General features: G+C 40.0%; 11 protein-coding genes. 9 read left to right on the top strand and 2 right to left on the bottom strand.

From position 1 onward, the window contains the following. Nucleotides 1–61: 61 nt before the first annotated feature. Both rseP and IFO69_RS20840 read right to left on the bottom strand, forming a co-directional pair. Nucleotides 62–1,381 carry an RIP metalloprotease RseP gene (rseP, locus tag IFO69_RS20845; RefSeq protein WP_192012090.1) on the bottom strand — a complete coding sequence of 440 codons (1,320 nt, stop codon included), beginning with the start codon at nucleotides 1,379–1,381 and terminating at the stop codon, nucleotides 62–64. A gap of 3 nt (nucleotides 1,382–1,384) precedes the next feature. Continuing rightward, nucleotides 1,385–2,551 carry a 1-deoxy-D-xylulose-5-phosphate reductoisomerase gene (locus tag IFO69_RS20840; RefSeq protein ID WP_192012089.1) on the bottom strand — a complete coding sequence of 389 codons (1,167 nt, stop codon included), beginning with the start codon at nucleotides 2,549–2,551 and terminating at the stop codon, nucleotides 1,385–1,387. Nucleotides 2,552–2,841: 290 nt separating this feature from the next. Between IFO69_RS20840 and IFO69_RS20835 the strand changes: the two genes are divergently transcribed. The 9 genes from IFO69_RS20835 (at nucleotide 2,842) to IFO69_RS20795 (ending at nucleotide 11,763) form a co-directional block, all read left to right on the top strand. Beyond that, nucleotides 2,842–4,305, top strand: a complete 1,464-nt coding sequence (locus tag IFO69_RS20835) for a S1C family serine protease (RefSeq protein WP_192012088.1) — start codon at nucleotides 2,842–2,844, stop codon at nucleotides 4,303–4,305. Nucleotides 4,306–4,398: 93 nt separating this feature from the next. Then, nucleotides 4,399–4,812 (top strand): nucleotidyltransferase substrate binding protein, encoded by a 414-nt coding sequence (locus IFO69_RS20830; protein WP_192012087.1) that lies wholly within the window; start codon nucleotides 4,399–4,401, stop codon nucleotides 4,810–4,812. A gap of 115 nt (nucleotides 4,813–4,927) precedes the next feature. Beyond that, nucleotides 4,928–6,187, top strand: a complete 1,260-nt coding sequence (locus IFO69_RS20825) for an LVIVD repeat-containing protein (RefSeq protein WP_192012086.1) — start codon at nucleotides 4,928–4,930, stop codon at nucleotides 6,185–6,187. Between the two features lie 60 nt (nucleotides 6,188–6,247). Beyond that, the gene (locus IFO69_RS20820) at nucleotides 6,248–6,793 is read left to right on the top strand and encodes a hypothetical protein (RefSeq protein WP_192012085.1); all 546 of its coding nucleotides are present in this window, start codon (nucleotides 6,248–6,250) and stop codon (nucleotides 6,791–6,793) included. 100 nt (nucleotides 6,794–6,893) lie between these two features. After that, nucleotides 6,894–8,033, top strand: a complete 1,140-nt coding sequence (locus tag IFO69_RS20815; protein ID WP_192012084.1) for an ABC transporter substrate-binding protein — start codon at nucleotides 6,894–6,896, stop codon at nucleotides 8,031–8,033. 44 nt (nucleotides 8,034–8,077) lie between these two features. Next, nucleotides 8,078–9,094, top strand: coding sequence for an iron ABC transporter permease (locus IFO69_RS20810; protein WP_225444241.1), 1,017 nt, complete (start codon nucleotides 8,078–8,080; stop codon nucleotides 9,092–9,094). Then, nucleotides 9,095–10,090, top strand: a complete 996-nt coding sequence (locus IFO69_RS20805) for an ABC transporter ATP-binding protein (RefSeq protein ID WP_192012083.1) — start codon at nucleotides 9,095–9,097, stop codon at nucleotides 10,088–10,090. Nucleotides 10,091–10,228: 138 nt separating this feature from the next. Beyond that, nucleotides 10,229–10,660 carry a MarR family winged helix-turn-helix transcriptional regulator gene (locus IFO69_RS20800; RefSeq protein WP_192012082.1) on the top strand — a complete coding sequence of 144 codons (432 nt, stop codon included), beginning with the start codon at nucleotides 10,229–10,231 and terminating at the stop codon, nucleotides 10,658–10,660. A gap of 98 nt (nucleotides 10,661–10,758) precedes the next feature. Beyond that, the gene (locus IFO69_RS20795) at nucleotides 10,759–11,763 is read left to right on the top strand and encodes an NAD(P)/FAD-dependent oxidoreductase (protein ID WP_192012081.1); all 1,005 of its coding nucleotides are present in this window, start codon (nucleotides 10,759–10,761) and stop codon (nucleotides 11,761–11,763) included. Nucleotides 11,764–11,770: the final 7 nt, after the last annotated feature.

Genomic DNA, 11,770 nt, shown 5'->3' with positions numbered 1-11,770 from the left:
TAAACTCAATGGATATGCCAATGTCAAAAAAGGTACAAAATGGCAGTGTTTATCGAATGTTTTAACTTCCTGTAAACAACTTCAGAATATCATTCCCAATGGCAAATATCATCAAGGCCAACAATAACACCATTCCTACTTTCTGCGCGTTCTCCAAGAATTTCTCTGATGGACTTCTACCAGAAATCATTTCGTATAACAAGAACACGACATGGCCACCGTCCAATGCAGGAATTGGCAACAAATTCATAAAGGCAAGGATCATGGAAATCAAGCCTGTTATACTCCAAAACTTTACCCAATCCCAACTGCTGCCATAAATCTTGGCCATTCCAATAGGACCACTGACATTTTTAGTAGATACCTCTCCGGTAAACATTTTACCTAAAGCACGGGCATTAACAATTACTACACTGAAAGCCTTCTCGGTACCTTTTGCTATCGACTCATTAAAACTATAACTCTTTCTTACAGGCTCTATCAAAGGATTAACAAGTACTCCAATGGTTCCATCTTCGTACACATCTATTTTCCCTTCCTTCTCTTCCCCATTCCTTTCGTAAGTTAAGCTTATTTGCTGCGAGGAATATTCTTCGAGTTTCTTTTGAAAGTCTGTAAAATACCTCACTTTATCTCCGTTCACTGCCAATACCTTGTCTCCTTCTTGCAAGCCTAGCTTAGCTGCGTGGGTTCCTTTTACTGACTCCATAACCACAAAAGGCACACCTATGTCAATAAAATTGGACATGGCCTCTTGATTGGAAAATGAATTGATAAACCCTCTAGGTATTTCTATTTTAATGATCTCGCCATCACGGTCTACTGTGTAGTAACCATTTTCGCTCAACAACACGTCTGCATTGGACAAGTCCGACAAACTTTCGTAGGTATGCCCGTTTACTTCAAGAACCTTATCTCCGTCCTGAAAACCGATTTGCTGCCCAATATCATACGCCACTATTCCATGTTCAATTACTTGGTCTCGGGAAAAATAGGTTTCTCCACGATCATAGGTCAAAGCGATAAAGATGATGATACCTGTAATCACATTAACGATAATCCCTCCAAGCATCACTATCAACCTTTGCCAAGCCGGCTTAGCCCTAAATTCCCAAGGCTGCGGTTCTGAGGCCAACTGCTCAGTATCCATGGACTCATCGACCATTCCAGAGATTTTAACAAATCCACCAAGCGGAATAGCTCCTAATGAATACTCAGTCTCTCCATATTTAAATCCTACAATTTTTGGAGGAAACCCAATAGAAAATTTCTCCACTCTCATGCCAAACAGCTTCGCTGCCAACATGTGTCCCCCTTCGTGCAAGCCCACTAAAATAGAGAGTCCCAGCAACAACTGGCCCACCATAATCAAAGTATCCATACTTTATTTTTTAAACTTTATAATTTCTTCTGTTATAATTCTTGCCGTTTTGTCAGTCTCCACAAAATCCTGTAAGGCCGGCTGACTGACAAAATCCACTTTTTCTAGTGTTTTTGCGATAATATCGGACATTTCAAGGAATCCAACCTGTTCCTGCAAAAACGCGGCCACAACCACCTCATTGGCAGCATTGAGCACGCATGGAGCATTCCCTCCCTTTTCTAATGCATCAAACGCCAATTGCAGGTTTCCAAATGTTTTTAAATCCGGTTTTTCAAAATCCAAAGAGGGATATTGCATAAAATCAAACCTTGGAAAATCGGACACCAACCTGTCCGGATATGACAAGGCAAACTGAATAGGAATACGCATATCCGGCAACCCTAGTTGAGCTTTAATACTTCCATCCTCAAATTGAATCAACGAATGTACAATCGATTGAGGATGTACCACGACTTCAATTTGATCCGGTCTCACTCCAAATAACCACTTTGCCTCGATTACCTCAAGTCCCTTGTTCATCATAGAGGCTGAATCTATAGTGATCTTAGCTCCCATATCCCAATTAGGATGCTTTAAAGCCTGTTCTTTGGTGACAGTCTGAAGTGAAGCAATATCTCTCCCTCTAAACGGTCCTCCCGAAGCGGTCAGAATCAGTTTCTCAATCGGATTATGGAATTCCCCTACCAAACATTGAAATATTGCGGAATGTTCTGAATCAACAGGATAAATATTTACACCTTTTTCCCTAGCCAACTGCGTAATTAACTCCCCAGCCACGACCAAAGTCTCTTTATTGGCCAATGCGATTTGCTTACCAGCATTGATGGCACTTATCGTAGGCAATAAACCTGAATACCCTACCAGCGCAGTAAGCACAACATCAATAGTATCCATTTCAACCACCTGAGCCAAGGCTTTCTCTCCTGCATAAACCTTAATATAATGAGGATCCAAAGCAGTTTTGAGTTGCTTATAATGAGACTCATTTGCAATGACCACAGCATTGGGCGTAAACTCTATGGCCTGCTGAATCAATAAATCCACATTGTTCTGGGCTGTCAGCACTTCCACCTCAAAGCGGTCATTATGATTTCTCATCACTTCCAAAGCCTGGGTACCGATACTGCCCGTAGATCCCAGCAGGGCTACTCTTTTCTTACTTGACATTGATGTCTTTATTTCTCTGCAATAGAGACTTTATGTCTCCTCTTTTAACTCAAAGCTATCTTATTAAGCTGACAAATTTACAAGCTTAAAAGACTTTTCCTTTGTTTTTTGCCACTTTTTCACCTTCAGCCTTTCTGGCATTTCCTTGGAGAGGGTTTTAGAAGTTAAATTGTTCTATGGATTTTATTACGGGGGTTCTAATTCATGGTCAAAAGCCAGTTTATTAAAAAATGTTAAACAAAAGATCGTAATATAAATTTAGACGTAAATTGATCTAAAAAATTAGTCTCATGCAAAAAAGCTTCACTACTTTCATTTTGGCCTTTGTTGCCGGACTGCTGGGAGCCTGGGCGTATCAGCAGTTATTCACTCATGACAATCTATCCAATTTAGAGACCTCTTCTGGCCAGATATACTCTTCCCAGCAAGTTCACAACTATACGGAAGAAGAGATTAAGCCTAGTCCTACTTTAGCTAAAAACGATCCACCAATTTCTTTTGTAGATGCATCAGAAAAAAGTACAGAGTCAGTGGTTTTTATAAAGAACTTTTCTGGAACAGACTATAGAAGGTACAGCATGTTTGACTTCTTCTTCGGTCCACAAGGAGGATCAAGTCAACGCGTCAGTACAGGATCTGGGGTTATTTTCAGCCAAGACGGCTATATCATCACCAATAACCATGTGGTTGAAAATGCCGAAACATTAGAGGTAATCCATCATAAAAAAACCTATCAGGCAAAACTCATTGGCACGGACCCCAATACTGATATTGCTGTACTGAAGATTGATGCAGAAGGACTTCCGACTATCCAAAAAGGCAGCAGCAGAGACCTTAAAATAGGGGAATGGGTCATTGCAGTTGGAAATCCTTTCAATCTTACTTCGACTGTAACGGCCGGAATTGTTTCTGCCAAAGAAAGACAAATTAACATCCTTGGAGGAGACTTCCCACTGGAATCTTTTATCCAAACAGATGCTGCAATTAACCCAGGAAACTCTGGTGGAGCCCTGGTCAATGTCAAAGGGGAATTAGTTGGCATTAACACTGCCATTCTTTCGAGAACCGGTTCTTACACAGGTTATGGATTTGCAGTACCTGTGGATATTGCCTCCAAGGTTGCCAATGACCTGATCAAATATGGTGAAGTACAGAAAGCCATCCCAGGTGTTGAAGCAGCAGAAATCACCCCTGAATTAGCCAAAGAAATGAACCTTGAGTCCTTGGATGGTGTGGTGGTCACCCATGTCATTAGAGGTGGTGCTGCTGACCGAGCTGGCATAGCAGTAAAGGATGTCATTAAAGGTGTAGATGGTATTAAAGTTACCGGAAAAGGAAGTTTTGAAGAGGTGCTTTCCTATTACTATCCAGGTGATAAATTGAACATCACTTATAACCGAGACAACCAGCAAAAAAGCACTGAACTCATCCTTCAGAATCTCGAGGGAGGCACAGGAATAATCAAAAGGGCATTTTACTCCTCTGCTTTATTAGGAGCAAGACTAGAATCGGTCAACACGGTAGAAAAAGACCGACTTCAGATTGATTATGGAATCAAGGTCACGTCCTTGACCAGAGGATATCTAAACGAATTAGGGTTAGGAAATGGCTTCATCCTCACTGAAGTCAATGGTGAACCCGCAAAAGACCCCAAAGAAATAGGCTCCTTCCTAGAAGATTACAGTGGCCGATTAGTCATCGAAGGACTCACTTCAAGAGGCAGGCCTTTTAGACAATCATACAGTGTCAGGTAAAACTAATTTAGACAAAAATTAAATTGAAAGCACCGGATAATTTCGGTGCTTTCTTTATTGGAATTTTGTACTTTTAAGAAAACGACATCGATTATGAAAACACAGCCGCTAACTTGCGAAAAGTGCTTTGATGATTTCCAAACTTCACTTGTCGAGCTTCAGGAAGTCATTGAGGAAGTTAAATTGAAAGGAATAAACCCAAAGCTTGAACAACATTTGCAACGGTCTTTTGAAATCACCCATGAGCTTGCGCTGAACACCATGACTGAGTTTTTCAAAAAACAAGGCAGACCTCCTTACTCCGGTTCAAGAGATGTCACCCTTGATGCTTTCAATGAAGAACTTATTGACGATGGAAAAGGCTGGTTGGACATGATCATTTGGCGGATCAAAGCCACTCCCGTCTACACTGAAAATACACCGAACTCTATAACGGAAAACATTCTGAAAAACTATGTACATCTCTTTGAAAATTTCGAAAAGAAAATGTACGACAGGCTCAATTAAATAACACTTCCAAAAAACTGAAATTTTATTCTTCACATTGTAGCACTTGAGACAAACACTACGTCTAAGGAATATAAAGCTTTTAATTAAACTAGTAACCTTAAATTTCTTAGTCATGAAACAGCGTCTACTCATTTCCAAAAATTGGTCTCAAGTGCTGACATTTTTTTTGCTAGTCCTTGGATACTCCTCATGCAACGACCAAGTAGAGAGCACCTACACTTATCACGCCATGGTTCCAGTTTCGATGGAAGCCAGTACCTTAAGAAGCATGCCCGTAGGACAAATGGCTCCAAGAGAGATAAGCGAAACTGGTAAAATTTATATCTTTGGCGACTTTTTATTTGTCAATGAGCCCCATGAAGGCATCCATATCATCAACAACACCAACCCTTCAAACCCTCAAAACATCAGTTTCATAGAAGTCCCTGGCACAGTGGATTTAGCGATAAATGACAATATACTTTACGCAGATAGCTACATTGACCTACTGGCCTTTGACATTAGCAACCCTTATAATGTCAAAATGGTCAAAAGAGTGGAAGATGTCTTTATGAACTATTACACTAACCCGGAAGTAGGAACTTTCATGTATTTCAAGGATTCGGTGATGACCAGTACCGAGCCGAGAAGAAATTGGGGAGGACCAATCTTTTGGTTAGAAACCGCCGCTTTTTCCAATGCCGATGCAGGAGGAAGCTATGGGCAAGGTGGATCAATGGCCAGGTTCACATTATCTAGCGGATACCTTTATACAGTTGATGATTATGATTTAAGGTTATTCGATGTAAGTGAAAAATCTTCCCCGGAATTCGTAAAACAGATCAACCTTGGTTGGGGAATAGAGACCATTTTCCCGTTCAAGGACAAATTATTTATCGGTTCGAATACGGGCATGCACATCTATGATGTTTCTACCCCATCGGAACCGGAAATGCTTTCTGTCTATTCTCACTTCACCAGCTGTGACCCTGTGGTAGCCAATGATGACTATGCTTTTGTCACCTTGAGGAGCGGTACTTTCTGTCGTCAGGGCATGAATGTATTGGAGGTACTTGATATCAAGGATCCATCCGACCCAAAATTGCTCAAATCTTATGAAATGAAAAACCCTCACGGATTGGGCTTATCAGGCTACAACCTTTTCGTTTGTGAGGGGGAATATGGCTTAAAAAGCTTCAAAGTACAGGACGTGATGAACCTTGATAAAAACCAAATGCAACACTTGGAGAATATAAATGCTATTGATCTAATTCCAGGGCCAAAATCGCTTATCGTAATCGGAAATGATGTAATCTGCCAATACGATTATAGCAACCCAGGTCAACTCAAACTGTTAAGCTGTATGCAGATTGAAAAACAGCAACTTTATTAAACATTCAGAATGACTTTGGTTTTTAAGACTTATAGTTGGATTGTTTTAACTTTGGTAATAATGTTTTTTAAGGGAAGTGTCCAGGCTCAGACACTTCCCTTCACCAATCATACCGAAATAGGCATTTTGCAAAGTAATCAAGGTATCGGAATTGCATCCGCTTTTACCCTACAAACTTTTAATGGTTTAAAAATCAACCCATGGCTAAATCTGGGTTTTACCACAGGCATAGACCGATACAACATTGCTAACATTCTACCTCTGGCTTTGGGGGCCAGAGCCTATTGGGGAAATGAAAAATTCCTCCCATTGGCTTCTTTAGACATTGGTCTCGGCTCTACCTTATTGGAAAAGAAAACCGAAACGGAGTGGCACGAAGGAGGACTTTTGCTCAATCCTACATTTGGAGTACTCATGAAAACAAAGGGAAAGACCAAGCTCAGCCTTACCCTTGGCTACAAAAGGCAAATACTTACTGAATACTCCGCAGTGCTGGACCCACAGCAAACCAACTTCAACAACTCATTACCATCCGGTTATCACTCTCTGAGGGCTGAAAGGTACATTTTTAACCGTGCATCTATAAGGTTGGGAGTATTTTTCTGAGGGGTTGGAAGAAATGGGAGCTTTCATGTACCTTTGGTACCTGATCATAAAAGAAAGGTTTTTAAGAATATCATCAATAATCCAAGTCTGGTTTTTGGTTATGAGGAAAGTATTATTTTATTTGACAATCATTTTTAGTATTGCAGCATGCTCTGCCCCCAACCAAAAAGCATCTCTTACTGAAGAACTAAAGGAAATCCCTGTGGATCATGCCGTAGGTTTTAAAATAATCCAAGGCAAAGGATACAAGATAGTAGAGGTATTACATGGATTCCCAGGAGAACACCAAACCTTTCGGTACTTGGTTAAAGAAACAGGAAAAGCAGAAGTACCTGAATCCCATTTTGATGCAATAATCGATTCCTCGGTCCAAAAAATCATTCTCACCTCCACAACACAAATCCCCCACTTGGATGAATTGGGCCTATCTAAAAACCTTATAGCATTTCCAAACACCAAATTGATTTCTTCCAAAAGAATCAGAAAACAAATAGACCAAGGCGACATAGAAGATCTTGGCACAGGTGCCAAATACAATATCGAAAAAATCATAGATATGGAACCAGATTTGGTGGTCATATCCACATTGGGGGACAACCTAAAGGACCTCCAACTTCTTGACCAAGCCAATATCCCTACCGTTATTAATGGAGATTATATGGAACAACATCCCCTAGGAAGGGCTGAATGGATTAAGTTTACGGGAGCGCTTACCGGAAAACTTCAGGAAGCAACAAAAAAATTTGACGAAGTAAAACAAAATTACAATGCTTTAAAATCATCTGTAAAAAAGGCTAACCTCGAAAATCTCCCAACGGTGATTAGCGGCAATATGTACAAGGATATTTGGTATGCTCCTGCAGGTAACAACTGGGGAGCGATATTTCTAAAAGACGCAGGCGCTGATTATATATTCAAGGACCAGGAAAGCTTAGGAAGTCTTCAACTGAATTATGAATATGTGTTGGAAAAAGGTTTAAATGCTAACACTTGGATCAGTACAGCCGAATTCACCTCCTTGGATCAAATGAAAAATGCAGATGAAAGATATACCCAGTTTTCATCCTTTCAACAAGGAGAGGTTTATACCTTTTCGAATACCCGAGGAGAAACCGGAGGGCTAGAATACTTTGAGCTAGGGTATACTAGGCCTGACATAATCCTTAAAGACTTGATAAAAATTTTTCATCCTGGGCTATTACCCAACTATAGGCCTTATTTTTACCAAAAATTAGATTAGTCATTTTTAATTTGGAGAACTTCAGAAAAAATATAAAACTCAAATTGATCATAGGAGTAGTTTTACTTTTGGTATTCTTCCTTGTCAACATCTCCATAGGCTCTGTATACATCCCAATACCCCAATTAATTCATGGGTTATTAGGCGCTGACCTAGATAAAGCCAGTTGGGAAACCATACTTTTCCTTTACCGTATACCAAAAGCGATTACAGCTGTTTTAGTAGGAATTTCACTTTCAGTGAGTGGTCTTCAAATGCAAACTTTTTTTAGAAATCCCTTAGCAGGCCCCTATGTTCTTGGAATAAGTTCTGGAGCAGGATTAGGCGTTGCCATCATGATTATGGGAGGCAGTGCGCTTGGAATCACATTTTCTTCCAGTTCCAATTATATGACTTGGGGCATTTGGGGAATCATCATATCAGGAAGTTTAGGAGCCATTTTGGTATTGCTGCTAATGAGCCTGACTGCATGGAAAATTAAAGATAGCATGACGCTTTTGATAATTGGATTGATGTTTGGCAGTGCTTCAGGTGCTGTGGTCAGCGTATTGTCTTATTTTGGTAATGCTGAAGATTTGAAGCTTTTCACTATATGGTCCATGGGGAGCTTGGGCGGCATTAGTGGAACGCAGCTAGAAATTTTATCTATTATTTGCTTCATTGGCATTATTCCGGTAATCGCGTTATTGAAATCTTACAATGCCATGCTTATGGGAGAGCGCTATGCCACCAGTATGGGCGTCAATATCAAAAGCCTGAGATGGGCCATGATCTTGAGTACGGGATTGTTGGCAGGAAGTGCCACAGCCTTTTGTGGACCAATCGCTTTTATAGGAATAGCTGTTCCCCATTTGGCTAGAATGATATTCAGGACAGGTGACCACAGAATCCTTTTTCCTGCTTCTGCTTTGATAGGGTCCTGTTTTCTACTGATAAGTGATGCTATTAGCCAAATCCCCGGTTCTGCAGAGACTTTACCGATCAACGTAATCACTTCTTTATTTGGTGCACCTTTGGTAATTTGGCTAATTCTAAAGAGAAACTTGAGTAGTGAATTTTAAATGGTAAAGGACAAATACATATTAACAGGGCAAAACGTCAGCATTGGCTATAAAAAAGGAAAGTCCTCCAAAAAAATAGGCGCATCCTTGACCTTTAAGCTACAAAAAGAAAAATTGACCTGTCTGCTTGGTCCTAATGGAGTAGGAAAATCTACTTTCATAAAAACCATTATGGGACAGCTCCCAAGTCTTGAAGGGAGCATCAATTTTGGTCATCTTCCTGTCCAAGAGATTGATGCCAAATTATTGGCCAAGAAAATCAGCGTGGTGCTGACAGATAGAATTTCTCCAGGAAATCTATCTGTCGCACAGTTGGTGAGCCTTGGAAGAACTCCATTTACAAACTGGATTGGCAAACTCACTCTTGAAGATAAAGAAATAGTGAATGAAGCCATGAAGGCCACTAAAACCTACTACCTTAAAGATCAATTGGTTTCGGAATTAAGTGATGGACAGCTTCAAAAAGTAATGATTGCAAGGGCCTTGGCCCAAGATGGTGATTTGATCATTCTTGATGAGCCTACCGCACACCTAGACTTGGTCAACCGATACGAAATCATGCATTTGCTTAGAGAAGTCACACAAAACAAACATAAATCCATTTTGGTTATCACCCATGATCTGGACATTGCCATTGAAACTGCAGATGAACTTTGGATCATGCAGTGTGGTGATCCCCTTTTATGCGGAACACCAGAAGACCTTATTCTATCAGGAAAAATCAACAAGCTTCTCCCTAGTGAGGAGCTGTCTTTCGATTCAAATACTGGAAAGATTCGGCCTAAGTCATTTCCCTTGCCTCCTTCTATTAAGGGACCCCAGCCAATTACCCAATGGCTGAATCTGGCTCTTCAAAAAAATAGCATAAGTCTATCTGAAGAAACTTCCATCCATGTCACTGAAGCTCCACTTACTTTTGAAATCAGTCGCCCGAATTTCGTTTTCAAAGCACAGTCGGTTCAAGAAGTCCTTCAATTTCTCCAGAAAAACAACTAAATCATTCATTTTCTAGATAACATCAAATCATCTTAAAAATGGGTCAATTCAATAAAAACTCATTAACCCTATCTTTTTTATAGGGTTTTATTTTTCGTAAAACAATTTTCCATTATATTTGTCATACTAATAATTGCGATGACAAAAGAACAATTTAGCCAATACTCCTTTTTACTGGACAGAACAGCCAGGAGGGTCAAACAATACGCCCAGCAAAAGTTCAAAAATGGAGATTTTGACGTAACTGTTGATCAATGGCTCATCTTAAAGCGACTAGCGGAAAACGAGGCCATAAGCCAATCAGAGTTAGCCGCTTTAGTTTTCAAAGACCAGCCTACTTTAACCCGAATCATTGATATCCTATGTAAAAAAGGATATGTAGAAAGGGTACAGCATCCCGCTGACAGGAGGAGTTACCAAATTCATCTGACCAGTGATGGACATGATAAAGTCAATGAGCTAAAACCTAAAGTTTCTCTTATCAGAGAGAAAGCTTGGAAAAAATTGGATCAAAATGATTTTGAAGAATTCAAAAGAATATTGAATACGATCTACAGTAATTTAGAATAGTTTTAAATAATTATGGGATTGGCTGTTTTACTACCTATATTTGCACGGAAAAAACAGACAATTTCAATTTGGTAAGCAAGTAAATAGATATATATACCATGATAACAACTGACATTTGCATCATCGGAGCTGGACCTGTAGGATTATTCACTGTATTTGAAGCAGGCTTGCTGAAAATGCGTTGTCACCTGATTGACGCATTGCCACAGGTAGGTGGACAGCTTTCTGAAATATATCCACAAAAGCCAATTTATGACATCCCTGGTTATCCGGAAGTCAAAGCCCAGGATTTGGTGGACAATCTGATGAAACAGATTGAACCTTTTAATCCGACTTTTAGCTTGGGCGAAAGAGTGGACCACCTTACCAAACAGGACGATGGATCTTATGTGGTGACCACTAGTGACAAAACAAAAGTTCATGCCCAAGTAATTGTGATTGCTGGAGGATTGGGTTGTTTCGAACCAAGAAAACCTGTTCTGGAAAACCTTGAAAACTTCGAAGGCAAAGGCATCACTTACATGGTAAAAGATCCTGAGCAATTCAGAGGCAAAAAAGTGATCTTGGCTGGAGGCGGTGATTCTGCCCTGGATTGGACCATCTTCCTGTCTGATGTAGCCGAAAAAGTAACTTTGGTGCATAGAAATGAAACTTTCAGAGGAGCACCTGACTCTGCGGCAAAGGTTTTTGATTTAGCCAACAACGGTAAAATTGATCTAATCTTGAGTTCCAACCTTACCAAAATATCAGGTAATGGACACCTACAAAGTGTCACCATGAAAAATAAAGCTAAAGAAGAATTGGTAGTGGATACAGATTATTTGATTCCTCTTTTCGGACTAAGCCCAAAACTGGGACCTATTGCTGACTGGGGTTTGAATATTGACAAAAATGCCATTGAAGTGGATACTACCGATTACTCTACCAATGTTGAGAGAATCTATGCCGTTGGAGATATCAACACCTATGAAAATAAACTTAAGTTGATCCTTTGTGGATTCCATGAGGCAGCTTTGATGTGCCACAGCGCTTTCAAATATGTTTATCCAGATCAAAAATTAAGCTTTAAATACACGACTGTTAATGGTGTAAATTCATTTTAATTGTAAA

This window comes from Echinicola arenosa (assembly GCF_014841125.1).
In the GTDB taxonomy this organism is placed as follows: Bacteria; Bacteroidota; Bacteroidia; order Cytophagales; family Cyclobacteriaceae; genus Echinicola; species Echinicola arenosa.
This window is presented reverse-complemented; position numbering and strand designations above follow the sequence as displayed.